The following is a 26,359-nucleotide window of genomic DNA, read 5'->3' as shown; positions in this document are numbered from 1 at the left end:
GCCTGCCAACGCCGCGATCATTCGCGGCGTTTTTCTGCGTAAGTCCTTATCCCTCAACTAATCTTTCCTTCATGGACAACTGTTTCCATGGACGCTGTGGCGTGGCTGCGCGCCCGCTATTGCCGTGGTGTCATGACGAACGGCGAAAGATCGGCGCTTGACAAGGTTTGGGCGTAAACGTATGTTTCAAACAACTGTTTGACCGCCACAACAAATCAACGCGGTCGTTCATTCCCGGTTACATCAGCAGAGGTTTATCGCTATGCCTGACTACAAGGCCCCCTTGCGTGATATTCGCTTCGTTCGTGACGAACTGCTCGGCTACGAAGCGCACTATCAGAGCCTTCCGGCTTGTGCAGACGCAACTCCGGACATGGTTCACGCCATTCTCGAAGAAGGCGCCAAGTTTTGTGAGCAGGTGCTGGCTCCGCTGAACCGCGTGGGTGACACCGAAGGCTGCACCTGGAGCGAGTCCGGCGTTAAAACCCCGACCGGTTTCAAGGAAGCCTACAAGCAATTCGTCGAAGGCGGCTGGCCAAGCCTGGCCCACGACGTGGAGCACGGTGGTCAAGGGCTGCCGGAGTCTCTGGGTCTGGCAGTCAGCGAAATGGTTGGCGAAGCCAACTGGTCGTGGGGCATGTACCCGGGGCTGTCCCATGGCGCAATGAACACCATTTCCGAGCACGGCACGCCTGAGCAGCAAGAGGCCTACCTGACCAAACTGGTGTCCGGCGAATGGACCGGCACCATGTGCCTGACCGAACCGCACTGCGGCACCGACCTGGGCATGCTGCGCACCAAGGCCGAACCTCAGGCCGACGGTTCCTACAAAGTCTCCGGCACCAAGATCTTCATCTCGGCCGGTGAACACGACATGGCCGACAACATCGTCCACATCGTGCTGGCACGTCTGCCGGATGCACCGGCCGGCACCAAGGGCATTTCCCTGTTCATCGTTCCGAAATTCCTGCCAAACGCAGACGGCTCGATCGGTGCTCGCAACGCCGTGACCTGTGGTTCCCTGGAACACAAGATGGGCATCCACGGTAACGCCACGTGCGTGATGAACTTCGACGCGGCCACCGGCTACCTGATCGGCCCGGCGAACAAAGGTCTGAACTGCATGTTCACCTTCATGAACACCGCACGCCTGGGTACCGCGCTGCAAGGCTTGGCCCACGCCGAGATCGGATTCCAGGGCGGCCTGAAATACGCTCGCGATCGCCTGCAAATGCGCTCCCTGACTGGCCCGAAAGCGCCGGAAAAAGCCGCTGACCCGATCATCGTGCACCCCGATGTACGTCGCATGCTGTTGACCATGAAGGCGTTCGCCGAAGGCAACCGCGCAATGGTTTACTTCACCGCCAAACAAGTCGACATCGTCAAGTACGGCGTAGATGAAGAAGAGAAAAAGAAAGCCGATGCACTGCTGGCCTTCATGACTCCGATCGCCAAAGCCTTCATGACTGAAGTCGGTTTTGAATCCGCCAACCATGGCGTGCAAATCTACGGCGGTCACGGTTTCATCGCCGAGTGGGGCATGGAGCAGAACGTTCGCGACAGCCGCATTTCGATGCTGTACGAAGGCACCACCGGTATCCAGGCACTCGACCTGCTGGGCCGCAAAGTGTTGATGACTCAAGGCGAAGCCCTGAAAAGCTTCACCAAAATCGTTCACAAGTTCTGCCAGACCAACGAAGGCAACGAAGCCGTCAAAGAGTTCGTCGAGCCATTGGCGGCGCTGAACAAAGAGTGGGGCGAGCTGACCATGAAGGTCGGTATGGCGGCCATGAAAGATCGCGAAGAAGTCGGCGCGGCGTCGGTGGATTACCTGATGTATTCCGGTTACGCCTGCCTGGCCTACTTCTGGGCTGACATGGCGCGTCTGGCGGCCGAGAAACTGGCGGCCGGCACGTCCGAAGAGGCGTTCTACACCGCCAAGCTGCAGACGGCGCGTTTCTACTTCCAGCGCATTCTGCCGCGTACCCGCACTCACGTTGTAACCATGCTGTCGGGGGCCAACAACCTGATGGACATGAAAGAAGAAGACTTCGCACTGGGCTACTAAGCCTTACGCGTTCTTCACCAGGCCGCTGCTTCTTCGGGAGCTGCGGCCTTTTTTTGTGCCCCGTGTAGGAGCCGGCGTGCTGGCGAACCCGGCGGCGCGGTGGATCAGATGTTGCTGCGGGATGAGTGATGATGGCGCATTCAGCGTCTGGACTGTGATTGTGGGGCCTGGCCGGGGGCAGTAGGTTTGGGAGATCTGCTGACGGAGAAATGACCATGCCCGAGTACAAAGCTCCCCTGCGCGACATGCGCTTTCTGATCGACCACGTGTTCGACTTTCACAGCAATTACGCGGCGCTGGGTGTCAACGACGCCAGCCCGGACATGGTCAATGCGATCCTCGAAGAAGGTGCGAAATTCTGTGAGAACGTGCTCGCACCGCTGAACCGCAGCGGAGACGAAGAGGGCTGCCATTTCGACAACGGCGTGGTGACGACGCCTGCAGGGTTCAAGCAGGCATTCGCCCAATATGTCGAAGGCGGCTGGCATGGCCTGGCGGCGGATCCGACCTACGGCGGCCAGGGTTTGCCCAGCTCCCTGGGCCTGGTCATCAGTGAAATGGTCGGTTCCAGCAACACATCCTGGGGCATGTACCCGGGGCTGACCCACGGTGCGATGTCGGCGATTCACGCCCATGGTACCGAAGAGCAGAAGCAGACCTACCTGAGCAAACTCACCGCCGGCCTATGGACCGGCACCATGTGCCTGACCGAAGCCCATTGCGGCACTGACCTGGGCATCATCAAGACCCGCGCCGTGCCTGTGGCCGACGGCAGTTACTCGATCTCCGGCAGCAAGATCTTCATCTCCGCCGGCGAACACGACCTGAGTGACAACATCATCCATCTGGTGCTGGCGAAGCTGCCGGATGCGCCGGCCGGGACCAAGGGCATCTCGCTGTTCATCGTGCCCAAGTTCCTGCCTGACACCGAAGGTGAGGCTGGGGAGCGCAACGGCGTGTCCTGCGGTTCGATCGAGCACAAAATGGGGATCAAGGCCTCCGCCACCTGTGTCCTTAACTTCGACGGGGCCAAGGGCTTTTTGATCGGGGAGCCGAACAAGGGCCTGAACTGCATGTTCACCATGATGAACCATGCGCGCCTGGGCACCGGGATGCAGGGATTGTGTCTGGGGGAGGCCAGTTTCCAGGGGGCGATCAGGTACGCCAACGACCGTCTGCAGATGCGCTCGCTGACCGGGCCGAAAGCGCCGGAAAAGGTCGCCGACCCGATCATCGTTCATCCTGATGTGCGCCGGATGCTGCTGACCATGAAAGCCTTCAACGAAGGCAACCGGGCGCTGACCTACTTCACCGCGCAGTTGCTGGATACCGCGCATCTGAACCCGGATGCCACCGCGCGCCAGGAGGCCGAAGACCTGTTGGCGTTCCTGACACCGATCTGCAAGGCCTTCATGACCGATACCGGGCTGGAAGTGACCAATCAAGGCATGCAGGTATTCGGTGGGCACGGTTTCATTCGTGAATGGGGCATGGAGCAGTTGGTCCGCGACTGCCGTATCGCGCCGATCTACGAAGGCACCAACGGTATTCAGGCGCTGGACTTGCTCGGACGAAAGGTGCTCGGCAGCCAGGGGAAGCTGCTGCGCGGATTCAGCCGAATCGTCCACAAATTCTGCGCCGCCAACGCCGAGCATCCGCAACTTGCCTCTTATGTGGCGCAGCTCGACGAACTGAATCAGCAGTGGGGCGAGCTGACCACCAGGGTCGGCATGGCGGCGATGAAAAACCCTGATGAAGTCGGCGCCGCGTCGGTGGATTACCTGATGTACAGCGGTTACATCATCCTCGGCTATTTGTGGCTGCGCATGGCATTGGTGGCTCAGGCGCAGCTTGACGACGGCAGCGGCGACGCCGATTACTGCCGGGGCAAACTGGCGACCAGCGAGTTTTACTTCAAGCGATTGTTGCCACGAACTGCCGCTCATCGGGCCGCTATCGAGGCGGGTAGTGATTGTCTGATGCAGTTGCCGGCGGAGTTGTTCTCGCTTTAACGGTCAGGGCTTTAAAAGCTTCGCGGGCAAGCCTCGCTCCTACAGGGTCTGTGTCGTTCGTGCTCGCGCGTACGACGAGGACCTGTAGGAGCGAGGCTTGCCCGCGAATGGTTCCGGCAGACAAAAAATATTCAACTGATTGCCAGTGACTAAAAATTACAAAACAGTCACGGCCTGACCCTATGTGTCGCAAAAGTTGTTGGGTTACACTCGGACTCAACGAAAACACCCTTCCACGATTCACCCGTTTAGATCTTGCGAGGTTTGCCATGGCTGACTACAAAGCGCCCCTGCGCGATATGCGCTTCGTCCTCAATGAAGTGTTCGAGGTCACGAAACTCTGGGCCCAGCTGCCAGCGCTGGCCGATTCCGTCGATGCCGAAACCGTCGAAGCCATTCTCGAAGAAGCCGGCAAGGTCACCAGCAAAAGCATCGCGCCCCTGAGCCGTGCGGCGGACGAAGAAGGTTGCCACTGGGCGGACGGTGCCGTCACCACGCCGGCCGGTTTCCCCCAGGCCTATCAGACTTACGCTGAAGGCGGTTGGGTGGGGGTCGGTGGCGATCCGGCCTATGGCGGCATGGGCATGCCCAAGGCGGTCTCGGCCCAGGTCGAGGAAATGGTCAACTCCGCCAGCCTGTCGTTCGGCCTGTACCCGATGCTGACCGCCGGGGCCTGCCTGTCGCTCAATGCCCACGCCAGCGAAGAACTGAAAGCGGCGTACCTGCCGAACATGTACGCCGGGGTCTGGGCCGGCTCCATGTGCCTGACCGAGCCGCACGCCGGCACCGACCTGGGGATCATCCGCACCAAGGCCGAGCCCCAGGCGGACGGCTCCTACAAGGTTAGCGGCACCAAGATCTTCATCACCGGCGGCGAACACGACCTGACCGAGAACATCATCCACCTGGTGCTGGCCAAACTGCCGGACGCGCCGGCGGGGCCGAAAGGCATTTCGCTGTTCCTGGTGCCCAAGTTCATGGTCAATGCCGATGGCAGCCTGGGCGCACGCAACCCGGCCAACTGCGGTTCGATCGAACACAAGATGGGCATCCAGGCGTCCGCGACCTGTGTGATGAACTTCGACGAGGCCGTGGGTTACCTGGTCGGCGAGCCGAACAAGGGCCTGGCGGCGATGTTCACCATGATGAACTACGAGCGTTTGGGGGTGGGTATCCAGGGGCTGGCCACTGGCGAGCGCTCGTACCAGAACGCCGTCGAATACGCGCGCGATCGCCTGCAAAGCCGTTCGCCGACCGGTGCGCAGAACAAGGACAAGGTCGCTGATCCGATCATCGTCCACCCGGACGTGCGGCGCATGCTGCTGACCATGAAAGCCTCGAACGAAGGCGGCCGTGCGTTCTCGACGTACGTGGCGATGCAACTGGACACCGCCAAATTCAGCGAAGACGCCCCCACCCGCAAACGGGCCGAAGACCTGGTGGCCTTGCTGACGCCGGTGGCCAAGGCGTTCCTCACCGATCTCGGCCTGGAGACCACGGTGCACGGCCAGCAGGTGTTCGGCGGCCACGGCTACATCCGCGAGTGGGGTCAGGAGCAACTGGTGCGCGACGTGCGCATCACCCAGATCTACGAAGGCACCAACGGCATTCAGGCGCTGGACCTGGTGGGGCGCAAGATTGTCGGCAGTGGCGGTGCGTTCTATGACTTGTTCGCCGACGAGATCCGTCATTTCACTGCGACCGCCAGTGCTGACCTGGCGGAGTTCACCAAGCCACTGAACGATGCCGTGACTACACTTGACGAGTTGACCGCGTGGTTGCTCGACCGGGCGAAAAACAACCCGAATGAAATCGGCGCGGCATCGGTCGAGTATCTGCAGACTTTCGGTTATGTGGCGTACGCCTATATGTGGGCGCTGATGGCCAAGGCCGCCTACGGAAAAGAGGCGCAGGACGATTTCTACGCGAGCAAGCTGGGCACGGCACGGTTCTATTTCGCCCGCCTGCTGCCGCGCATTCATTCGTTGAGCGCGTCGGTGAAGGCGGGTAGCGAATCGCTTTTCCTGCTGGAGGCAAGCCAGTTCTGACAATGTAACGTCATGTAAGCAATCTCTTACAAGACGTGATGCTGTTTTCCCATGGTCGAAGATTGGATCCACAGCTAATCTACTTCACATGGACGTCGCGCAGGAAGCGCAAAGCAACAACACGGACACGTAGGATTCTGCCAGGACGGCGGAGTGAAATGGATGTCAGGGAAACAGTCTGCAAAGCCCCGCTTCGGCGGGGTTTTCTTTTGCCCGCAGAAAAGTGTCAGCTCAGTCCGTTGACGATGACGATGACGATACTGAACCCTGACGAACGGCACGGGTCGATTAGATGTATGGCTCACGAGAGCCCACTTCAATCAGGAGCTGATCCCATGGACTTTATTCGAATCATCATCGCCATTCTGTTGCCGCCACTGGGTGTGTTTCTGCAAGTCGGTTTCGGCGGAGCGTTCTGGCTGAATATTCTGCTGACGTTGTGCGGTTACATTCCGGGGATCGTGCATGCGGTGTATATCATTGCCAAGCGCTGATACTGGCGGCGTCAGGTAAATCGCTTTCGCGAGCAGGCTCGCTCCCACAGTCGACCGAGTTCCCCAGGAGCACGATAAATGTGGGAGCGACGGTGCGACGATTCGACCTGCTCGCGAATGAGGCGCTGCAATTTCTGCAATTGAGCAAAGGCTTCAGTCCGCCAACGCCATCACCCGCCGATAAAACAACCACTCCTGCTCCAGCGCATGGGCCTGATTACCCGCCTTGCGGAAACCATGACGTTCGTCCCCGTAATAATGCGCTTCAACCAGAATACCGTTTTTCTGCAGAGCCTCGACCATGTCGCGAGTCTGTTGCGGCACCACCACGGCATCCTGTTCCCCCTGAAAGAAAATCACCGGAACACTGATATTGCTCGCATGCAGCAGCGGCGTTCGCGCGGCGTAACGCTCGGCATCCAGCACCGGATCACCGATCAGCCAATCCAGATAATCACCTTCGAACTTGTGGGTTGCACGGCCGAGAGCGACAGGATCGCTGACGCCATACAGGCTGGCGCCGGCGCGGAAAACCTTGTGGAAAGCCAAGGCGCAAAGGGTGGTGTAGCCGCCGGCGCTGCCGCCGCGAATAAACGCCCGGTCGCCATCGATCAGCCCGCGCTCGGCGAGATAAGTAACGACCGCGCAGGCATCTTCCACATCGACTTCACCCCAGCCCAGATGCAGCGCCTGGCGATAAGCCCGGCCGTAGCCGCTGCTGCCGCGATAATTGAGGTCGGCCACGGCGAAGCCGCGTTGTGCCCAGTACTGGATGCGCGGATCGAGCATCGGGTAGCAGGCCGAGGTCGGGCCGCCGTGGATGAACACCACCAGCGGCGGTTGCGCATCCCCGGTCATCGCCGGATAGAAGAAGCCATGGGCTTCGCCTGAACCGCTCGGGTAGCGCAGGGTTAGCGGCAGGCTGATCTGTTCGGCCGGCAGCGGCGCTGCACCGCCGGCCAGCACCTTGACCTGGCGGGTGTGGCGATCGATGGCAATCACCGCTGGCGGGCTGATCGGTGAGGCGGCGATGCAGTAAATGAACTGCGCATCCAGCGCCAGATGGCGGAAGCGGCTGTAGTCACCGGTGAAATCCTCGTCAGTCTCGCCAACCAGACCCAATCGGCCAAAACCGCCTTCGGTCCAGCTTGCCAGATAGCTGCCTTCGCCTGTAGGCAGCCAGGTGCATCCGCCCAGTTGCCACGGAGCCGGCCCATGGTCGGCAGCGGCGCTTGGCAGAGGGCTCAGACCGTCGTCCGACTCCACCCAAGGTTGCCAGTACCCGCCTCTATCAGTCAGACAGAACAGCCGGCCGCTGGCATCGAACCGGGGCTGTTGCAGCGACGCCTGAGTCACATCGCCGGCCACGCAGCGCGGCTGAGCATAACCGCCATCGTCCTGGCGCTCGGCAACCATCAGGCGGGTCGCGGTCCAGGGCTGATCCGGGCGGCTCCATTCGATCCAGGCCAGACGGCGAGCATCCGGGCTCAGGGTCGGCGAGGCGTAAAAATCCGCGCCCTCGGCCAGTAAGTGCCGCGTGCCGTCCACCAGGTCGATGGCGACCAGACGGTGCCGGTCCCGGTTCTCTTCAACAGCCAGCACCTGCCCGTTGGCGAACTGCAGATCGCCATAGCGGCATTCACTGTCAGTCAGTACCTGCGGCTCGCCTTTGAGCGACTGTCGGTACAACTGCTGGTCCGCCTCGTTGACGAAAACGATCCCGTCATCGGTCAGGCAAAACGCGCCACCGCCATATTCGTACACTCGACTGCGCACACTGAAACCCGGCGGCGTCAGGCAATGCGCCTGGCCATCGCGCCACTGCCAGAGGCGGCAGGCGGCATCCTCCGGGCGGTACTCGTTCCAGAACAAGCCGTGCCGACCGAGCTGCAATTCGGCAAAGTCGACACCGGCAGCGACGGCTCTGGCGGCGCTGAAGGGTTCAGCTTTTGGCGATGAGGCGTGAGTTTCGTTCATTGCGAAAGGCCAGTTGTTCGATGGTCTGGGTCGCGTGCTCGGCTTCTTCGCGGGCCTTGAGGATCACGCCATGATGGTGCGACTTGCTGCACACCGGGTCGGCATTGCTCGCGTCACCGGTGAGCATGAATGCCTGACAACGGCAGCCGCCGAAGTCCTTTTCTTTCTCGTCGCAGGAGCGGCACGGCTCGGGCATCCAGTCGTAACCGCGGAAGCGGTTGAAGCCGAACGAGTCGTACCAGATATGCTGCATGCTGTGGTCGCGCACGTTGGGAAATTGCACCGGCAGTTGCCGGGCGCCGTGACAGGGCAGGGCGGTGCCGTCTGGTGTGACCGTCAGAAAAATACTGCCCCAGCCGTTCATGCAGGCTTTCGGGCGTTCTTCGTAATAGTCAGGGGTGACGAAAATCAGCTTGCACGGATGCCCTTGGGCTTCCAGTTTGGCGCGGTATTCATTGGTGACGCGTTCGGCGCGGACCAGTTGTTCCCGGGTTGGTAACAGGCCGACCCGATTGAGCTGCGCCCAACCGTAAAACTGGCAGGTGGCGAGTTCGACGAAGTCGGCTTCAAGGGCGATGCACAGCTCGATGATCCGATCGATCTTGTCGATGTTGTGCCGATGGGTCACGAAGTTGAGCACCATCGGATAGCCGTGGGCCTTCACCGCACGAGCCATTTCGAGCTTCTGGGCGAAGGCTTTTTTCGAGCCGGCCAACAGGTTGTTCACTTGCTCGTCGCTGGCCTGAAAGCTGATTTGAATGTGATCCAGACCCGCCTTCTTGAAGTCGCTGATTTTCTGCTCGGTCAGGCCAATGCCGGAGGTGATCAGGTTGGTGTAGAAACCCAGCTGGCGCGCTTCGAAGATCAGCTCGGCGAGGTCCTGGCGCACCAGCGGCTCGCCACCGGAAAAGCCCAATTGCGCCGCACCCATCTCCCGCGCTTCGCGAAATACCTTGATCCACTGCTCGGTGCTGAGTTCTTTGCCCTGCTCGGCGAAATCCAGCGGATTGGAGCAGTAGGGGCATTGCAGCGGGCAGCGATAGGTCAGTTCGGCCAGCAGCCACAGCGGCAGGCCGATTTCCGGTTTGGGCGGTAACTTGTCTGACACGGAATCAGGCAAGTTCGATCCAGTGCTGAGCACGGGCGACCTCCATGAACTGCTCGATGTCATCACCGAGCTCGGGCGCGTCGGGAAACTGCGCACCCAGTTCGGCAATGATCATCGCGACATCGCGCTGGCCGTCGATCAGGCCGCCGATCAACGCGGCGCTTTCATTGAGTTTGATCATGCCTTCCGGGTAGAGCAATACGTGGCCTTTCTGCGCCGGTTCGTACTGGAAGCGGTAGCCCTGACGCCAGGTCGGGGTCTTGCTGCGGTCGAAACTCATAAGGTGATTCCTTTATGCCAGACCCGTTGCCCGGTCACGCTGTGATATGGCTGGCGGTTCAGTTCGTAAGCCATGCTCATGGCATCGAGCATGCTCCAAAGGATGTCCAGTTTGAACTGGAGAATTTCCAGCATGCGCTCCTGGCCTTGCCGCGTCGTGTAGTGCTGCAAGGTGATCGCCAGACCGTGTTCGACATCCCGGCGCGCCTGACCCAGGCGGGTGCGGAAATATTCATAACCGGCCGGGTCGATCCATGGATAGTGCTGCGGCCAGCTGTCCAGGCGCGATTGGTGGATCTGTGGCGCGAACAGTTCGGTCAGGGAGCTGCTGGCGGCTTCCTGCCAACTGGCGCGACGGGCGAAGTTGACGTAGGCATCCACGGCGAAACGCACGCCGGGCAGCACCAGCTCCTGGGAGCGTAACTGATCCGGGTCCAGACCGACGGCCTGGCCGAGGCGCAGCCAGGCTTCGATACCGCCGTCTTCGCCGGGGGCGCCGTCGTGGTCCAGCAGGCGCTGAATCCACTCGCGACGGATCTCGCGGTCCGGGCAGTTGGCGAGGATCGCGGCGTCCTTGAGGGGAATGTTCACCTGGTAGTAAAAGCGGTTGGCAACCCAGCCCTGGATCTGCTCGCGGGTGGCCCGGCCTTCATACATCGCCACGTGGTAGGGGTGATGGATGTGATAGTAGGCGCCTTTGGCGCGCAACGCGGCTTCGAATTCGGCGGGGGACATTGGGGTGTCAGTCATTGCGGTTCTCCGGGTACAGCCGGTGGATTTTGTGGTGTCTGGACCGGCCTCATCGCCAGCAGGCTGGCTCCCACAGTTGATCGCATTCCCTGTGGGAGCCAGCCTGCTGGCGATAGACCGCGAAGCGGTCTCGGCCCCTTACAACACAATACTCATGCCGTCATACGCCACTTCAACCTTGCGCCGACCCAGCTCCGCACGTTCCGGCGAATCCTCATCGAGAATCGGGTTGGTGTTGTTGATGTGGATAAGCACTTTGCGCGGTTTGGGCAGTTTTTCCAGTACTTCCAGCATGCCGCCAGGACCGTTCTGCGCCAGGTGGCCCATTTCCCGGCCGGTGCGCGTGCCGACGCCACGGCGCTGCATCTCGTCGTCGTCCCACATCGTGCCGTCCACCAATAGGCAATCGCTGCCGGCCATGATTTCCAGCAGCGGCGAATCGACCTTGCCCAGGCCCGGGGCGTAGAACAGTTTGCCGCCGGTCTTCAGGTCTTCGACGATCAGGCCGATGTTGTCGCCCGGATGCGGGTCAAAGCGGTGCGGCGAGTACGGCGGGGCGGCGCTGCGCAGGGGCAGCGGGGTAAAACGCAGGTTCGGGCACGCCGGGATGCTGAAGCTATGATCAAGTTCGATGCGGTTCCAGCTCAGCCCGCCGTTCCAGTGGGTGAGCATGGGGAACAACGGGAAACCGGTGCTCAGGTCTTCGTGGACCATGTCGGTGCACCAGACCTGATGCGGGCAACCTTCGCGCAGGCTGAGCAGGCCAGTGGTGTGGTCGATCTGGCTGTCCATCAGGATGATCGCGCTAATGCCGGTATCGCGCAGGGCGCGGCCCGGCTGCATTGGCGCAAAACTCTGGAGCTGGGCGCGGATGTCCGGTGAGGCGTTGCACAGCACCCAATTTACGCCGTCATCGGAAATCGCGATGGACGACTGGGTCCGCGCCTCGGCCCGCAGGCTACCGCTGCGAAAGCCTGCGCAGTTGGCGCAGTTGCAGTTCCACTGGGGGAAACCGCCGCCGGCGGCGGAACCTAGAATCTGGACAAACATGGCTGCTCCATCATTTCACAGCAGAAAATAAAAACGCCTCGGCGAACCGAGGCGTTGCACATCATCTCTACCAAAACGGCAGGACTTAGCGGCTTGCGAAGTACATGGTGACTTCAAAGCCGATACGCAGATCGGTGTAAGCAGGTTTGGACCAGGACATGAGAGTGCTCCTTTCAGGTGGATAAGACAGTTGATACCTATACATATAGTCCACCTCCAGTCGGAGATGTTCAGATAGTTAGGTGGCTATGTTACTCAAAATTTCAGAATGATTGGCCGGGAATCTTTGAGAAAGCTAATTGCAGCGCCGGTAATGATCATTTTGCCACTTGCCAAGGGGCGCTCGGCCCCGAGCTGGTGGCCAGGCAGCGCCAGCCGCCGTCGGCCTTGTTCAACCGCTGGATGGCGTCGAGCAGGGCGGGGCGGTCGATCTGCAGAATCGCCTCGGGTAGTTGGGTCAGATAATCCGACGAGTGGCCCGCCAGTTTGCCCTGCCATAGTAATTCAGCGGCCTGGATATGTGGCACCGCGGTGCTGACAAACTGATCGGCCAAGGCCTGGCGCTGGGCGACGAAGGCCGCATCATCAATGCCATGGATCATCCTGGGCAATCCGTTCAGGAATTGTTCAATGTGCTCCAGCAGGTAAACGGGTGCAACACTCGGTGATTGAACACCGAAAAGCAGCCCGGTCTGCCCATGAATCTGCCGCAGGCCGCTGAATACCGCATAGCCCAGCTGCAGCTCTACCCGCAAACGCTGATAGAAAGGTGTCTGGCACAGGTGAGCAAGCAAGCGCCAGGCGGCTTCGTCGGCGATGTCCCGGGTTGCGGTCGGACAAAAGAGCAGTAGCGCGTGCTCGCTGCAGCCGGTGTCGATGTGGTGCCAGAGATGTTCAGAACAGATCGATGAGTATGAGCCAGGTTGGTTGTCCGGGCTGCCCGGCACACGGCTCAAGGCCGGGCCCATCGCCGCTTGGGTCTGGGCGGACAGGCCTGTCGCCAGACCCTCCCAGTACGCATTCGACCACAACTGCTGCAAGTCGTCCGAGTCAGGGGTTTGTTCCAGGCAGTGATCAGGCAGTGCTTTGAGCAACTGCCGAATCGGCATCAGCGCAGCGCTTGTCGATGCAGTGTGTGAGACCGCGACATCAGCATTTGTCAGTTCTTTCAGTGCGTGTTCGAGGACTGTCGGCATCGGCTCCTGCAATCCGGTCATTTTCAGCAGCCATTCATTGCCCGTCGCGCTGAAGGAAAACTCGACACCTGCCTGACGAGCATCTTCACGCAAGGGTTGCAGGCGGTTTTCCAGTGCCGACTGCAGGTTGCTGCGAGGCGCCAATGCCAAGCGCCAGCGCAGGTAAACGGCGCCTTCAGCCGTATTATCCGGCAACGCCTGGCTGAATTGCATCGGCGAGCGTTCGCGGCGGCTGCGCGAGCGATCCTGGGCAAAGGTCCGCAGACCGCGGTGTTTGCTGGTCTGGCCGCGGATCAGTCCGGCACTTGAGGCTGGAGCCTCAGCGTGTAAAAAGGGATTGGCTGTCGGCATTTGCCATTGGCCGCTGAAGTTATCCACAGCGCCCATTTGCTGCAGGATCTCCTTCAGGGCGATGACACCCTGGTCGGATAAACCGGCCTCTAGTTGCTCGCTGTCCAGTCGCGCCAGGGCCAATGCCCCGCTGACCAGCTGCTGACGTCGCAACAGGGCGGCGTACTCTTCGCGCAACGCGCTCCAGTCATGCCGGGAGGCAAAAAAGCCCAGCCAGTCCAGTAACTGCTCGCGGATCCCGGTGTGCGTGGCATGGGTGGGTAAGGTGAACTCGACGTGCAGCAATGCTTGGCCGGCGAACCGGTACAGCGGCGTGGCTTTCAGGATGTCGGCCATCCCGCCGTCGCGCAAAACCGCCAGCAGGCCACCTGGTTTCGCGCAGTTCAACCAATGGCACAGGAACGACAAACCTTCGGCCGAGGCATCCGGCAGCGCTTCGAAGGCGAACAACAGATCCAGCCGGCGCTCGCCAGCCTGTTGATAACTATTGTTCGCAGACTCCATCAGCGGCACAGGGGCTTGTTGCGGGACTTCTTTCCCCGCCGGAATGACTGCGCCAAAGCTTTGCGCCATCGAGCGCAATTCATCGAGCCCCTGAGGCCCCGCCAGGCTCAGCGTCATCTGTCCGGTCTGATAAAAGCGATAATGGAAATCCTTCAGCGCGTTTTGAAACTCCGTCTGCGGCAGCGGCAGGCTATAGCGATTGCCCGCATGAAACGCGCGCAACGGATGAGCGGCGCAAACACCATCGAACAGCGAAAACTGCTGCTGGGCCGTCGCATCCCGTGACCAGGCGACAAATTCTGCGTGCAGCACTTCCCGTTCCCGCCGCTGATCGTCCGGATTCATACGCGGATAAGCGAGCATGTCTGACAGACGCTCCAGCCCCCCGCCAAACGCCTGAGGTGGCAATTCAAAGAAAAAGTCGGTCGTGCGTTCACTGGTCCGGGCATTCACCTGCCCGCCATGACCCTGTACGTAGGCCATCAAGTCTTGACCTGCAGGAAAGCGCTCGGTACCGAGAAACAGCAGATGTTCCAGAAAGTGCGCCAGACCAGGCCAGGCCAGCGGAACATCATGGCTGCCCGCGGCGACGCGCAACGCCGCAGCGCAACGCTTCAAATCGGGAGCATGACGCAACGTCACCCGCAGACCGTTGGCCAGGGTTTCAGTGTGAAGGCGGGGGTGATTCGGCGCAGGCATGAGCACTTCCAGAACAGGGAAGCGCTAATGCTAGCGGATTGGGGGGCGTTCTCCATCAGTTCCACATCGCACCGGGGAAACTGATCGAGAACGCCCCCTGAAATGGATCAGCGCTTGTTCAGCTGGCTGTAAAGCTCGGGCCGACGATCGAGCAGATAACGATTGGCCGCGCGGGAATCGACCATCAACTGCCGATCCAGCTCGCCGACAATCAAGGCTTCATCCAGGCCGGCCTGAGCGATACGACTGCCATCGGGCGCGGCGATGCTGCTCTGGCCACAGTACTGAATTTCACCTTCGTGCCCGCAGTAGTTGGCGTAAGCCACATAACACTGGTTTTCAAAAGCCCTGGCGCGGACCGTGACGTCGGCGACAAAGTCATAGGGGACCATGTTCGCCGTCGGCACCAGAATCAGCTCGGCACCGGCCAGGGCCAGGCGCCGGGCGTTTTCCGGGAATTCCAGGTCGTAGCAGATCAGGAATCCGAGCTTCCAGCCGTTGAGCTCGACCAGCGGAAACTCGTCCTTGCCCGGGCTGAACATCGAGTGATCGAGATCACCGAACAGATGCGTCTTGCGGTAGTTGCACAGGCGTTCGCCATGGGCGTCGATCAATTGCACGGCGTTGTAGATCTGTCCATCTTCGGTGCGCTCGGGGTAGCCATACAAAATGGCAATCCCCGCGGTCTTGGCGATGCGCGCGATCTGCTGCGCCGATTCACCGTTGTACACCTCCGCCAGCACACTGACCGCATCAAGGCCGATGTTGTAGCCGGTCAGGAACATCTCCGGCAGCACCAGCAGGTCGGCGCCTTTGGCCTCCAGCGCCAGTTGATGCAGGCGTTGCAGATTGCCCGGGACATCCAGGGGCAATGGTGGACATTGGTAAAGGGCTACGCGCATTTCGGATTCCTCTTACTCGGGCAGGGCGATCGGACCGATCTCGTTGAACACATCTCCTGGACCCGGGTTCTCGGCGTGAGTTTCACCGCCGAAGTGTTTCATGATGCCCCACACCGCATTGAGCGAAGTCTGCACCGCGCCTTCGACCCAGGCCGGCGTCCAGGAAACGTCGTCGCCGGCGATGAAAATGCCCCGTTGCTCAGCCGGCATGTCCGCCTGCATGAAATGCGCGTACATGCGCTGGTTGTAGCGGTAGTGGCCGGGCAGGGCGCCTTTGAACGCACCGAGGAAATGCGGATCGGCTTCCCAGGACACGGTAATCGGGTCGCCGATGATCCGCGCGGCGATGTCGACTTTCGGGTAGATCTTCTTCAACGAATCCAGCGCCAGCTTGACGCGTTTTTCCACCGGGTGTGGAAGCATTTTCAGCGCGTCGCTCATCCACGAGTACGACAGGCAAATCACCCCGGGCTTGTCGTCGCCGTTGTCGAACTTGCCGTTTTCAAACAAGTACGTGCCGCGGGTCAGGCGATCGGTAAGGGTCATGCTCATCAGGTCGCGGCCGGTTTCCGGGTCCTTGTCCTTCCAGAACGGGCGGTCGACCATCACGAAGGTTTTCGACGATTGCATATAGCGGGTGCGGTCCAGGGCCATCCACATCTTTTGCGAGAACAGGGTTTCGTCGCATTCGATCTGGGTGGTCAGCAGCCAGCTCTGGCAGGTGGTCAGTACCGCCGCGTATTCGCGGGTGTCACCGTAGTTGTCGGTGACCGTAAAACGGCCGTTCGGTGCGTGGGCAATTTTCTTCACGCCGGATCGAGGTGCGCCGCTGTGCAACGAGCTGAGACTGGTGCCTTCCGGCCAGTGCACGCAACGCTCCGGCACATGGCGCCAGATGCCCAGTGGCACTTGTTCGACGCCACCGACCACCAGGTGCTGGTGATCGTCGCAGTTGGTCATCACCACGCGGAAGATTTCCAGCATCGAGTTCGGGAAGTCCGAGTCCCAGCCACCGGTGCCGAAACCGACCTGGCCGAACACTTCGCGGTGATGGAACGAGAGCCTGGCGAAGGCTTCGGAGGTGGCAACGAAGTCGTAGAACGTGCGGTCGTCCCACAACGGCACCAGGGTGTTCCACAATTCCTTGAGGCGTGGCACGTCGCGGTCGCGGATCGCTTGCTGGATATCGGAGAACTGCGAACCGGCTTCCAGTGCATCCGCCCAGGCGTCAGCCACTTCCTGGAACAGTGCAGGAAGATCCGCCAGTTTCTGTGCGTAATGGGTTTTGCCTTCCAGGTCGATCACGGTACTGCCCGAGGCAGGTGTCAGCGGGTTCGGGAAGGGTTTGGTCTGCAGGCCGAGTTTATCGACGTAGTGATAAAACGCGGTGGACGACACCGGGAACCGCATGCCACCGAGTTCGGCGACGATGCCTTCGGCGCCGTTGAACGCTTGGGAACGCAGACGGCCGCCCATTTTCGAAGCTTCATAGACGACGGGCTTGAGGCCCAGTTTCATTAACTCGTAAGCCGCCACCAGACCCGCGATACCGGCACCGACAATCGCCACTTCGGCACCGTGGTTGTGCGCAGGAATACTGCCCAGGCCGGCCGGGTGTTCAATCCAGTCGTCGAAGGCGAAAGGGAAGTCCGGGCCGAAAATGGTAACCGGTTTTTTACCGTCTGCAGGATGGCGATTGTTCTTGTTCATGGCTGACCTTGCTGGCGACCCGACGCGCAGTGCGCATCTGAGTATAGGAAAAGATGGCAGCCATTCTAGAGAGCGTAGAACACGTTAATAAGACGCAATGTGTCGTCGTTTTGCATGTTATTTGCGCACTACGACGACAGCACGATACAGACTGACAAAGCACGGTCCCTGTGGGAGCGGGTTTGCCCGCGAAGAGGCCTGACCAGACACCGAACTTCTACAGGCAGAAACTCAACCCGGCTGCCCCCGATCAATCTTGCTACTCAAAATGATCGACGTAGTCGTCTTCTCCACCCCATCCACACTGCCAATCTGATCCAGCAACTGATCCAGCTGCTCCGGCGAATCGGTGCGCAACCACGCCACATAATCAAATTCGCCACTCACCGCACACAGCTGCTGCACCTGTGCCATGGTACTGAGGCGGCGCAACACTTCCTTGCCGGACCGCGGTTGCACCGTGATCCCGACATACGCCTGCAGCCCTCCATCCACCACACGTTGCCCCAAACGCACACCGTAACCGGTGATCACTTTGGCCTTTTCCAGTCGCGCCAGCCGTGACGTAACGGTAGTGCGGGCAATACCGAGGTGCCGGGCGAGCATGGCCACGCTTTCGCGGGCATTGATCTGCAGGGCGGCGATCAATTGGCGGTCGATTTCGTCAAGGATGGGCGGGCGGATGTCAGGCAAGGGGCGGCTCCAGTGGCTCAAAGCAATGGGTAAGCATGTTACAGGCACAGCCCTCGAAGCGGATGCCTGATCCAGGCTCGGTACCGTTCATGCCATTTGTGCCTGCGACAATTTGCCATAAGTAACCAGTTGGTACATTATTCCGCGCTTGTCACAAATGGGGAAAATTTTCGACATGAATAATTCTGGGGCTGCCGCCGGCGGCAAATGGTTGCTGGTGGGGCCAGGTGTCCTCATCGCATTGATCGGGCTTGGATTGGCCGGTGGCGGTGGCTATCTGATCTCGCTCGGTGGCAGCGCGTACTTCCTGTTGATGGGCCTGGCGATGCTGGTGTCCGGACTGATGATCGCCCGGCGTAAACCGCAGGGTGCATGGCTGTATGGCCTGGCGCTGATCCTGACGGCGATCTGGGCGGTATGGGACGCCGGTCTTGAATACTGGCCGCTGGTTTCGCGGGTACTGACCTTCGCCGTGATCGGCCTGGTAGTCGCGTTGATCTACCCGACCCTGGTGCGAGCCTCGGGCGCGACCGCGGGCCGTGGTGCCTACGGTCTGGCCGGCATTCTGGGCGTTGGTGTGGTTGCAACGCTGGCCTACATGTTCGTACCGACACCTGTGGTCAAGGCCAGCAGTGAACCCGCTGTGACGCCGGTCGCCGCGGGTACTGAACAGAAAAAATGGGCGCATTGGGGCAACACCACCGCCGGCAACCGCTTTGCCGCGCTGGACCAGATCAACAAAGGCAACATCGACAAGCTGCAGGTGGCGTGGACCTTCCGCACCGGCGATATTCCTGAAAGCACCGGCGCCGGCGCCGAAGACCAGAATACGCCGCTGCAGATCGGCGACACCGTCTACACCTGCACTGCCTACGGCAAAGTCTTCGCTCTGGATGCCGACACCGGCGCCCAGCGCTGGAAGTTCGATCCGCAGGGTACCGCGCCCAATTGGCAGCGCTGCCGGGGGCTGGGTTATTCCGAAGCCTCTGCGTCTACGGACAACCCGCCAACAGCCTGTACGAAACGTCTGTTTCTGCCGACCGGCGATGCGCGTCTAATCGCCATCAACGCCGAAACCGGTGAGCCGTGTGAAGAGTTTGGCAACAAAGGCACGGTCGACCTGACAACCGACATGGGCGAAGTGAAGCCGGGTTACTACCAGCAGACTTCGACCCCACTGGTAGCAGGGGATGTCGTGATCATCGGCGGCCGCGTGGCCGATAACTACTCCACCGGCGAACCGCCAGGTGTGGTCCGTGCCTATGACGTGCGCAGTGGTGAGCTGGTGTGGGCCTGGGATCCGGGCAACCCGAACACCACCAAACGTCCGACAGCCGGCGAGACCTATACCCGTGGCACGCCCAATGTCTGGTCGGCCATGTCCTACGACGCCCAGCTCGGTCTGGTGTACTTGCCCACCGGTAACGCCACACCGGACTTCTTCGCCGGTCAACGCACCGAGTTCGACGACAAGTGGAGTTCGTCCATTGTCGCCATCGACGTGAAGACCGGTCAGGTACGCTGGCACTTCCAGACCACGCACCACGATCTGTGGGACTTCGACCTGCCCGCCCAACCGCTGCTCTACGACGTGCCTGACGACAAGGGCGGCACCCAGCCAGCCCTGGCGCAAGTCACCAAACAGGGTGAGATATTCCTGCTCAACCGCGAAACGGGCGTGCCGATCGCCCGCGTCGAAGAGCGTCCGGTGCCGCAGGGCAACGTGCCTGGCGAACGCTACTCGCCGACCCAGCCGTTCTCGGTGGACATGCCGTCAATCGGCAACCAGACACTCACCGAATCCGACATGTGGGGCGCCACGCCGTTTGACCAGTTGATGTGCCGCATCCAGTTCAAAGGCATGCGCCACGAAGGCGTCTACACGCCGCCGGGCATGGACCGGGCCCTGCAGTTTCCGGGTTCCCTGGGCGGTATGAACTGGGGCAGCGTATCGGTCGATCCGAACACCCACTACATGTTCGTCAACGACATGCGCCTGGGCCTGGCCAACTACATGATCCCGCGCGACAAGATTGCCGCCGGGGCCAGCGGAATCGAAATGGGCGTGGTACCGCAGGAAGGTACACCGTTCGGCGCCATGCGCGAACGCTTCCTCTCGGCGGCTGGCATTCCGTGCCAGAAACCACCGTTTGGCACCATGTCCGCCATCGACCTCAAGACCCGCAAACTGATGTGGCAGGTGCCGGTCGGCACCGTGCAGGACACCGGCCCGCTGGGCATTCGCATGCACCTGCCGATCCCGATCGGCATGCCGACCTTGGGCGCATCGCTGGCGACCCAGTCGGGCTTGCTGTTCTTCGCGGGGACCCAGGACTTCTACCTGCGTGCTTTCGATACCGGCAACGGCAACGAAATTTGGAAGTCGCGTTTGCCGGTGGGTAGCCAATCCGGACCGATGACCTACGTGTCGCCGAAAACCGGCAAGCAGTACGTCCTGCTCACTGTTGGTGGCGCACGTCAGTCGCCGGACCGTGGGGACTATGTCATTGCTTACGCCTTACCTGAGTAAAGGCTGAATAGCAGGTACGAAAAAGCCGCGCAATTGCGCGGCTTTTTTGGGCGTGCGAACTGACCTGAAGCCATCAACGGGACGCCACGATGGACAGCGACAGTCACTCGTAGTCGAATGCAAAATCCAGGGATGCGAGGTGACGGAGATGACGAACAAGATGCCTCCCGCTGTACGGGACCATGCATTACAGATTGCACATCACGAAATGGGGCACTACGTCATGGCCCGTGCCTTGGGGTTTGCAACAGGCGGCGTGACCCTGACAGTGACCATGGACTTGAGGCATCAAGGGGGTGCTTCCATCACCTTGGCGCGGCCCATTGCGTCGATGGACTCGATGAAAAGTCATTTGGAGGCGCGGATGATGGTCCTCTTGGCTGGCTCTATGGGGCAGACATTATCTTCAGCGCATTCGCCCAGGAAACTCGTCGACAAGTCGAAAGCGACAACCATCCTCAAAGGAGGGCTTGGGGCGGAACAGGATTACGCAAAAGTAAGGGAGTTGCAGCAATTGCTCCGTAACATCGCCTACCCCGATACAGATCCCGCGTCGTCTGACCGCATAACGGCTGAGCTCAAGGAGATCACTGATCGCGTGTGGCTACGGACTCAAGAAATCGTGGAGGCGTTGGCCGATACGATTATTGAACTGGCATTGGCGTTGGTAGACGGCATGGTCATGGTGGAGCAGTGGGGAAGGGCGGCGGATACGTATGAGGTTGTGTTGACGGGGGAAATGCTTGAACGGCTGCGGCCAGTACAGGCTATTCCTTCGAGTGTTTGGGCGTAAGCCGCTGACTTTTGCCGAAGTAAGCGACGACGCTTACCTGAATCGTCGTTGTGTATAGTGTGTAGTGATTGCTTGTGTTGCTTGTTGGTGTGTGTATCATACACAACATCGGAGCAAGGGGAGGGACGGGATGCGAAGTAGAGAGGTGATTGATCTGATGTTGGCAGATGGGTGGGAGGAGGTGGCAGTAAAAGGCAGTCATCACCAGTTCAAACATCCAACAAAACCTGGCCGGGTGACAGTTCCACACCCCAAGTCTGAAATCGCTAAAGGAACGCTGCACAGTATTTTAAAGTCCGCCGGCCTCAAGTGAGGCCGAACGCACCGCCTGAAACCCTACAGCAGGGTTTTCGGTGGGTCGGTTCGGTAACAGTGGCTGTCCTTACAGAGGCGCCTGCTCTGGCTCAACCGATTGAAGAGCGTATAGCATGCTAGAAGCTCAAAGGAGCGCATGATGAAATTTCCAGTCGTAATACATAAAGACGCCGATTCTGATTACGGGGTGATTGTGCCCGACGTGCCTGGATGCTTCTCGTCCGGCAGCACCTTCTCGGAAGCGCTTGAAAATGTACGCGAAGCACTGGCGCTACATTTAGAAGGCATGGTCGCTGACGGTGACGCTCTACCCCAAGCTAAGGAGGTAGACGCGCACTTAGGCGAGCCAGATTACGAAGGCGGTGTGTGGGCGGTGGTCGATTTCGATCTGACTCCTTATCTCGGAAAGTCAGTTCGATTTAACGCCTCTTTGCCTGAAAACCTGCTGTTGCGTATAGACGAGAAGGTCAACAAAGATCACCGCTACTCCTCACGCTCTGGCTTTTTGGCCGCCGCTGCGTTGCGAGAGCTGGCCGTCTGATTAGCACAATAACCATCTGAAAGGCGCCTATGGCGCCTTTTTTTTATTGTGCGCCAGGCATGGCGCGTTGCGCGCAAGCGCAACCAGCTTGGATGTGGTGGCCACGCTGGTGTAGTGGTCAACTAATCCCGGACACGATGTTAAGTTTTCTTCGGCCCGAGCTGGCGCCAGCCCACCGTTGAATAGATGGGGTCGAATCCAGTAGTACCGATGCATCAAGAAATGGCTGATATCGCGCTGAGCTTCTTGAACGGTTCTGTAGCCCACGGTCGGTATCCATTCCGTTTTCAAACTGCGGAACACACGCTCCATCGGCGCAGTGTCCCAGCAATTTCCCCGGCGATTCATGCTCTGGCGCATGCGATAACGCCACAGCCGCTGGCGAAATAAACGCCCCGACAGGTGGCAGGCCCGTCCACAGACTTTATAGAGGAACGAAAACCGCCAGAAACAAAAAAGGCCTACGTCTGAATGACGTAAACCTTTGATTTGTTTGGTGGGCCCACACGGACTTGAACCGTGGACCAAAGGATTATGAGTCCTCTGCTCTAACCAACTGAGCTATAGGCCCTCAGTAGGTCGCGGATTATAGCGATGGTTTCTCGGCTGTGCTATCCGAAAAATCCAATATGGCTGTACGAAGAAACGTCGCGGCGAATTCGGCTGGGGGCAGGGGCATGCTGACGATGTAGCCCTGGATCTGTTCACAACCCTCCGCGGCCAGGAATTGCTGTTGCGCCAGGGTCTCGACGCCCTCGGCAATAACTGTGAATTGCATGCTGCGGCCCAGGGCGATAATGGCGCGAACGATGGCCGCATCGTGGGGATCGTCCGGCAGGCCGCGGACAAATGACTGGTCGATCTTGAGGATGTCCAGCGGCAGGCGCTTGAGGTAGCTCAGGGACGAGTAGCCGGTGCCGAAATCGTCGATCGCCAGTTGTACACCCAGGTGTTTGAGTTGGTGCAGCACCGCCAGCGCTTCTTCGGCCTGGCTCATGATGAAGTTTTCGGTGATTTCCAGTTGCAGGAAATCGGGCCGCAGGCCGTTGTCCTTGAGCAGTTGTTCGATGCGGCCGAGCAGGTTCGGCTGACGCAGCTGGGCGCCGGCGAGGTTGACCGACAGTGGTCCCAGGCATTCGTAGACCTGATTCCATTCGTACATCTGCCGGCAAGCGGTCTCGAGTACCCAGTCGCCGATCTGCAGGATCATGCCGTTTTCTTCGGCCAGGGGGATGAAGTGTTCCGGCGGTACATCGCCAAAGGTCGGGTGACGCCAGCGAATAAGCGCTTCGGCGCCGACCAGGCTATGGTCGGCGAGGCTGATCTTCGGCTGATAGTGCAGGAACAGTTCATTGCGCTCGATGGCGCGCCGCAGTTCATGTTCCAGCGCAACGCGCTCGCTGGCTTGGGCGGTGAGGTCGCGGGTATAGCTTTCGACCCGATTGCGCCCCTTGGCCTTGGAGCGATACATCGCCGCGTCGGCGTTCTTGACCAGTGTGGCGACGTCACAGCCGTCCTTGGGATAGAGGCTGGTGCCGATGCTGGCACTGATAAAAAACTCGTGCTCGCCGGCCTGGAACGGTGCGCCGAAGCAATTGAGCAGCTTGGTCGCGATGTTGTCGGCGTCGCTGGATTGCTGCAGGCCGGGGAGCAGGATGATGAATTCGTCGCCGCCCAGGCGCGCCACGGTATCGATGTCGCGCAACTGTTCCTTGAGGCGCACGGCGATGCCTTTGAGCAACAGGTCGCCGACCGGGTGACCGAGGCTGTCGTTGATGTGTTTGAAGCGGTCCAGGTCGAGGAACAGCACGGCGCCCTGGCCGCCGTTTTCCTGTTGGTTGTTGAGCGCGGTGAGCAGCCGGCTCTCGAACAGGGTGCGGTTCGGCAGGCCGGTCAGCGGATCGTGGTGCGCCTGGTAGTCAAGTTTGGCCTGGGCGTGCTTGAGGCTGGAAATGTCCGCGAACACGGCGACAAAGTGGGTGATGAATTTGTCCCGGTTGCGCACCGCGCTGATGGTCAGCCAGCTCGGGTAGAGCTCGCCGTTCTTGCGCCGGTTGGAAATCTCGCCCTGCCAATGACCTTCGGCGGTCAGTTGGTGCCACATGGCCGCATAAAACGCGCTGTCGTGCAGGCCTGAGGCCAGCAGGCGCGGGGTGTGGCCCAATGCTTCGCTCTCGCTGTAGCCGGTGATTTCGGTAAAGGCGCGGTTAACGGCACTGATGTGCTGTTGAGTGTCGGTGATCAACACGCCCTCGGCGGTGCTCTCGAACACGGTGGCGGCCTGTTGCAGTTTCTCCTGCATCAAGTGCCGCTCGGTAATGTCCCGGGCGATGGTCAGCATGCAGTCTTCATCGCCGATCGGCAGCGGCCGGCTGGACACCTCACAGAGACGGATCTGCCCGTCGCTACGGCGAATGTGGCAGCTGAAGTCGCGCACGAAACCGTCACGGTGCAGCAGGTCGAGCATTTGTTTGCGTTCGTTGAGATTGACCCAGATCCCCAACTCCAGCGCCGAACGATCCACGGACATCGCGCTGTTGAAGCCGGTAATGCGGCTAAACCCCTCGTTGACCTCCAGCAGCAAACCGTCGCTTTGCCGGGACAGCAATAAGCCATCGGGGGAGGCATGAAAGGCCTTGGCGAATTTTTCTTCGGAGGTTTGCAGCTGTTGCTGGGTTTCCTTGAGCTGGCTGATGTCGCGCACCACGACCACCAGCGCAGGGGTGGTATCGAGGTCGAACGGCTCTGCGGAAATCAGGCCGGTAAACACCTGGCCATTGTTGCGACGAAAGGGCATCTCCAGGTTGCGAATGCTGCCGGCCTGCAATCGCTGCAACAAGCCCGGCCCCACGCCGGGCACGCCCCAGATGTTCAGGTCGGTGGCGGTCTGGCCGATGACGTCTTCAGCCTTGAGGCCGATCTGTTCTTCGAACGCCTCGTTGACCTCCAGCAAACAACCGTCGCACAGACGCGCGATTACCAGAATGTCCGGGCATTGCTGGAACACCGAAGCAAACTTCTGTTCCGAGAGGCGCAAGGCTTCTTCTGTGCGCTTGGCGTCGCTGATATCGATCATCAGCCCGCGCATCACCGGTTCATGGCCGTGTTCGATCAGGCTGACGATGTCACGCACCCACAGGCAGCGGCCGTCGGCGGTAATGACCCGGTAGTCGAGGGAGTGATCGCGCCCGGCCAGGACTTCTTGATCGCAGAAGGTCTGTGCGCGGGTGAGGTCGGCGGGGTGGATGATATTGCGCCAGAAGCCCGGAATCAGCCAGTGCGACAGGGGATAACCCAGCAGATCCTCGGCATGGGGTGACACGTAGCTGTAGGTGAAATCGGTGATCCTCGCTTCCCAGGCGATGGCCGAAAGACTCTCCACCAGTCCGCGATAGTGGTATTCGCTGCTGCGCAGTTCCTGTTCCAGGTCGACCCTGCGGGTGATTTCCGAGCTCAGGCGACGGTTGATCCTGATCACCATCGCCAGTACGCCGATCAACAGCAGTAATCCGGGTAGGCCGTAAACCAGCAAATCCGACCAGAAGGTCCGATGATCGAGGACGTTGCCGACCCAATGCTCCTGTATAGCGCTGATTTCATCCGGGGACATATCGGCCAGGACTTTGTCCAGTATGCCCACCAGCATCTTGTTGTCCTTGGGCACGCCCATGGCCAGTTGATAGCGATAGGGTGTCTCACCGCTGACATAAAGCCCGTCGAGCTTGAGTTGGCGCAGGCTCCAGATGCTGGAGGCGAGATCGCCGACCACGGCGTCCACCTCATCGGTGGCCAGTGCCTGCAAGGCTGAACTGACATTGGGCATGGCCACAAGATTCAGGTCAGGATGGTGGGTGCGCAGCAGTTCATGGGGGGCGTAATTTTCCACCACGGCGATTTTCAGGCCGTACAGGTCTACCAGTTTGCGCGGCTGGGGCCCGCCGACATGGGCAAGAATGACAATCGGAAAGTCCAGGTAGGGACGGGTAAACGCCAGGTAACCCTGGCGCTCCGGGGTCGACATGATGCCCGGCAGCAAATCCAGCTTCGCTTGTTTGGCCTGCTCCAGGACAACCGTCCAACTGACCGGCTCGATGGGCGTGAGTTTGATGCTCAGGCGTTGACGAATCTTGTTGATGTAGTCCGCTGCAAGGCCCTGGTAGCGGCCCTGATCGTCGCGAAACTCGAAGGGCGGCCAGGACGCATCGACGCCCAGGCGCAAGTCCGGGTGAGCCGCCAGCCAGCTACGTTCTTCGTCGGTCAGAGTCAGCGCGCCAGCCGTTGCGGTCCAGGTTATCAGCGACAGCAAAAAAAGCACGGTTGGCAGTCTCTGCATAACGGT

20 protein-coding genes and 1 tRNA gene are annotated in these 26,359 nt (G+C 60.2%); 8 read left to right on the top strand and 13 right to left on the bottom strand.

Annotated features, from left to right (window positions below):
• Nucleotides 1-262: 262 nt before the first annotated feature.
• From ACA041_RS29465 to ACA041_RS29450, 4 genes are all read left to right on the top strand, one after another.
• A complete protein-coding gene (locus ACA041_RS29465; protein WP_497438964.1) occupies nucleotides 263-2,068 on the top strand; it encodes a phenylacyl-CoA dehydrogenase in 1,806 nt (601 codons plus the stop codon).
• Between the two features lie 215 nt (nucleotides 2,069-2,283).
• Nucleotides 2,284-4,080 (top strand): acyl-CoA dehydrogenase C-terminal domain-containing protein, encoded by a 1,797-nt coding sequence (locus ACA041_RS29460; protein ID WP_497438963.1) that lies wholly within the window; start codon nucleotides 2,284-2,286, stop codon nucleotides 4,078-4,080.
• A 269-nt stretch (nucleotides 4,081-4,349) separates the two neighbouring features.
• Nucleotides 4,350-6,128 carry an acyl-CoA dehydrogenase C-terminal domain-containing protein gene (locus ACA041_RS29455; protein WP_497438962.1) on the top strand — a complete coding sequence of 593 codons (1,779 nt, stop codon included), beginning with the start codon at nucleotides 4,350-4,352 and terminating at the stop codon, nucleotides 6,126-6,128.
• A 335-nt stretch (nucleotides 6,129-6,463) separates the two neighbouring features.
• A complete protein-coding gene (locus ACA041_RS29450; protein WP_003228885.1) occupies nucleotides 6,464-6,622 on the top strand; it encodes a YqaE/Pmp3 family membrane protein in 159 nt (52 codons plus the stop codon).
• 153 nt (nucleotides 6,623-6,775) lie between these two features.
• Here ACA041_RS29450 and ACA041_RS29445 read toward each other — a convergent pair whose 3' ends face one another.
• The 10 genes from ACA041_RS29445 to ACA041_RS29400 form a co-directional block, all read right to left on the bottom strand.
• Complete coding sequence (locus ACA041_RS29445; protein ID WP_497438961.1) at nucleotides 6,776-8,599, bottom strand: alpha/beta hydrolase family protein; 1,824 nt, start codon at nucleotides 8,597-8,599, stop codon at nucleotides 6,776-6,778.
• Nucleotides 8,565-9,740 (bottom strand): pyrroloquinoline quinone biosynthesis protein PqqE, encoded by a 1,176-nt coding sequence (gene pqqE / locus ACA041_RS29440; RefSeq protein WP_497438960.1) that lies wholly within the window; start codon nucleotides 9,738-9,740, stop codon nucleotides 8,565-8,567. Before pqqE ends, ACA041_RS29445 begins: the two co-directional genes overlap by 35 nt.
• Entirely contained in the window at nucleotides 9,712-9,987 is a 276-nt protein-coding gene (pqqD, locus tag ACA041_RS29435; RefSeq protein ID WP_497438959.1) for a pyrroloquinoline quinone biosynthesis peptide chaperone PqqD, read from the bottom strand. The genes pqqE and pqqD overlap by 29 nt, the downstream gene beginning before the upstream one ends.
• Nucleotides 9,984-10,736: a pyrroloquinoline-quinone synthase PqqC gene (gene pqqC / locus ACA041_RS29430; RefSeq protein ID WP_497438958.1), complete on the bottom strand. Its 753-nt coding sequence runs from the start codon at nucleotides 10,734-10,736 to the stop codon at nucleotides 9,984-9,986. Before pqqC ends, pqqD begins: the two co-directional genes overlap by 4 nt.
• 138 nt (nucleotides 10,737-10,874) lie before the next feature.
• Nucleotides 10,875-11,786 carry a pyrroloquinoline quinone biosynthesis protein PqqB gene (gene pqqB / locus ACA041_RS29425; protein ID WP_497438957.1) on the bottom strand — a complete coding sequence of 304 codons (912 nt, stop codon included), beginning with the start codon at nucleotides 11,784-11,786 and terminating at the stop codon, nucleotides 10,875-10,877.
• Between the two features lie 85 nt (nucleotides 11,787-11,871).
• Nucleotides 11,872-11,946 carry a pyrroloquinoline quinone precursor peptide PqqA gene (gene pqqA / locus ACA041_RS29420; RefSeq protein WP_009045898.1) on the bottom strand — a complete coding sequence of 25 codons (75 nt, stop codon included), beginning with the start codon at nucleotides 11,944-11,946 and terminating at the stop codon, nucleotides 11,872-11,874.
• A 157-nt stretch (nucleotides 11,947-12,103) separates the two neighbouring features.
• On the bottom strand, nucleotides 12,104-14,536 hold the full coding sequence (gene pqqF / locus ACA041_RS29415; protein ID WP_497438956.1) for a pyrroloquinoline quinone biosynthesis protein PqqF: 2,433 nt from the start codon (nucleotides 14,534-14,536) through the stop codon (nucleotides 12,104-12,106).
• 107 nt (nucleotides 14,537-14,643) lie between these two features.
• Nucleotides 14,644-15,438, bottom strand: a complete 795-nt coding sequence (locus tag ACA041_RS29410) for a carbon-nitrogen hydrolase family protein (RefSeq protein ID WP_497438955.1) — start codon at nucleotides 15,436-15,438, stop codon at nucleotides 14,644-14,646.
• A gap of 12 nt (nucleotides 15,439-15,450) precedes the next feature.
• Entirely contained in the window at nucleotides 15,451-17,148 is a 1,698-nt protein-coding gene (locus ACA041_RS29405; RefSeq protein WP_497438954.1) for a flavin monoamine oxidase family protein, read from the bottom strand.
• 231 nt (nucleotides 17,149-17,379) lie between these two features.
• Nucleotides 17,380-17,841, bottom strand: coding sequence for an Lrp/AsnC family transcriptional regulator (locus ACA041_RS29400; RefSeq protein ID WP_497438953.1), 462 nt, complete (start codon nucleotides 17,839-17,841; stop codon nucleotides 17,380-17,382).
• Between the two features lie 175 nt (nucleotides 17,842-18,016).
• Here ACA041_RS29400 and ACA041_RS29395 point away from each other — a divergent pair, with 175 nt between their 5' ends.
• The 4 genes from ACA041_RS29395 (at nucleotide 18,017) to ACA041_RS29380 (ending at nucleotide 22,020) form a co-directional block, all read left to right on the top strand.
• Complete coding sequence (locus ACA041_RS29395) at nucleotides 18,017-20,371, top strand: glucose/quinate/shikimate family membrane-bound PQQ-dependent dehydrogenase (RefSeq protein WP_497438952.1); 2,355 nt, start codon at nucleotides 18,017-18,019, stop codon at nucleotides 20,369-20,371.
• A gap of 148 nt (nucleotides 20,372-20,519) precedes the next feature.
• Nucleotides 20,520-21,164: a peptidase M41 gene (locus tag ACA041_RS29390; RefSeq protein ID WP_497438951.1), complete on the top strand. Its 645-nt coding sequence runs from the start codon at nucleotides 20,520-20,522 to the stop codon at nucleotides 21,162-21,164.
• 130 nt (nucleotides 21,165-21,294) lie between these two features.
• Nucleotides 21,295-21,477, top strand: coding sequence for a type II toxin-antitoxin system HicA family toxin (locus ACA041_RS29385; RefSeq protein WP_150747378.1), 183 nt, complete (start codon nucleotides 21,295-21,297; stop codon nucleotides 21,475-21,477).
• Nucleotides 21,478-21,618: 141 nt separating this feature from the next.
• Nucleotides 21,619-22,020 carry a type II toxin-antitoxin system HicB family antitoxin gene (locus ACA041_RS29380; RefSeq protein WP_497442194.1) on the top strand — a complete coding sequence of 134 codons (402 nt, stop codon included), beginning with the start codon at nucleotides 21,619-21,621 and terminating at the stop codon, nucleotides 22,018-22,020.
• A gap of 27 nt (nucleotides 22,021-22,047) precedes the next feature.
• On the opposite strand, the gene ACA041_RS29375 is transcribed toward ACA041_RS29380, so the two are convergent.
• From ACA041_RS29375 to ACA041_RS29365, 3 genes are all read right to left on the bottom strand, one after another.
• Nucleotides 22,048-22,380 carry an integrase core domain-containing protein gene (locus tag ACA041_RS29375; RefSeq protein WP_497438950.1) on the bottom strand — a complete coding sequence of 111 codons (333 nt, stop codon included), beginning with the start codon at nucleotides 22,378-22,380 and terminating at the stop codon, nucleotides 22,048-22,050.
• 134 nt (nucleotides 22,381-22,514) lie between these two features.
• Nucleotides 22,515-22,591: transfer RNA gene (locus tag ACA041_RS29370), tRNA-Ile, on the bottom strand.
• A 15-nt stretch (nucleotides 22,592-22,606) separates the two neighbouring features.
• Complete coding sequence (locus tag ACA041_RS29365; protein WP_497438949.1) at nucleotides 22,607-26,353, bottom strand: bifunctional diguanylate cyclase/phosphodiesterase; 3,747 nt, start codon at nucleotides 26,351-26,353, stop codon at nucleotides 22,607-22,609.
• Nucleotides 26,354-26,359 lie beyond the last annotated feature (6 nt).

Source organism: Pseudomonas sp. LBUM1676 (genome assembly GCF_059695605.1).
Note: the sequence above shows the minus strand (reverse complement) of the source record. Positions and strands in the feature narration are given on the sequence as shown.

Excerpts from the sequence above, each read along its gene's own strand:
- ACA041_RS29465 (WP_497438964.1), top strand. The coding sequence starts at position 263 with ATGCCTGACTACAAGGCCCCCTTGCGTGATATTCGCTTCGTTCGTGAC.
- ACA041_RS29460 (WP_497438963.1), top strand. The coding sequence starts at position 2,284 with ATGCCCGAGTACAAAGCTCCCCTGCGCGACATGCGCTTTCTGATCGAC.
- ACA041_RS29455 (WP_497438962.1), top strand. The coding sequence starts at position 4,350 with ATGGCTGACTACAAAGCGCCCCTGCGCGATATGCGCTTCGTCCTCAAT.
- ACA041_RS29450 (WP_003228885.1), top strand. The coding sequence starts at position 6,464 with ATGGACTTTATTCGAATCATCATCGCCATTCTGTTGCCGCCACTGGGT.
- ACA041_RS29445 (WP_497438961.1), bottom strand. The coding sequence starts at position 8,599 with ATGAACGAAACTCACGCCTCATCGCCAAAAGCTGAACCCTTCAGCGCC.
- pqqD (WP_497438959.1), bottom strand. The coding sequence starts at position 9,987 with ATGAGTTTCGACCGCAGCAAGACCCCGACCTGGCGTCAGGGCTACCGC.
- pqqC (WP_497438958.1), bottom strand. The coding sequence starts at position 10,736 with ATGACTGACACCCCAATGTCCCCCGCCGAATTCGAAGCCGCGTTGCGC.
- pqqB (WP_497438957.1), bottom strand. The coding sequence starts at position 11,786 with ATGTTTGTCCAGATTCTAGGTTCCGCCGCCGGCGGCGGTTTCCCCCAG.
- pqqF (WP_497438956.1), bottom strand. The coding sequence starts at position 14,536 with ATGCCTGCGCCGAATCACCCCCGCCTTCACACTGAAACCCTGGCCAAC.
- ACA041_RS29410 (WP_497438955.1), bottom strand. The coding sequence starts at position 15,438 with ATGCGCGTAGCCCTTTACCAATGTCCACCATTGCCCCTGGATGTCCCG.
- ACA041_RS29405 (WP_497438954.1), bottom strand. The coding sequence starts at position 17,148 with ATGAACAAGAACAATCGCCATCCTGCAGACGGTAAAAAACCGGTTACC.
- ACA041_RS29395 (WP_497438952.1), top strand. The coding sequence starts at position 18,017 with ATGAATAATTCTGGGGCTGCCGCCGGCGGCAAATGGTTGCTGGTGGGG.
- ACA041_RS29390 (WP_497438951.1), top strand. The coding sequence starts at position 20,520 with ATGACGAACAAGATGCCTCCCGCTGTACGGGACCATGCATTACAGATT.
- ACA041_RS29385 (WP_150747378.1), top strand. The coding sequence starts at position 21,295 with ATGCGAAGTAGAGAGGTGATTGATCTGATGTTGGCAGATGGGTGGGAG.
- ACA041_RS29380 (WP_497442194.1), top strand. The coding sequence starts at position 21,619 with ATGAAATTTCCAGTCGTAATACATAAAGACGCCGATTCTGATTACGGG.
- ACA041_RS29375 (WP_497438950.1), bottom strand. The coding sequence starts at position 22,380 with ATGCGCCAGAGCATGAATCGCCGGGGAAATTGCTGGGACACTGCGCCG.
- ACA041_RS29365 (WP_497438949.1), bottom strand. The coding sequence starts at position 26,353 with ATGCAGAGACTGCCAACCGTGCTTTTTTTGCTGTCGCTGATAACCTGG.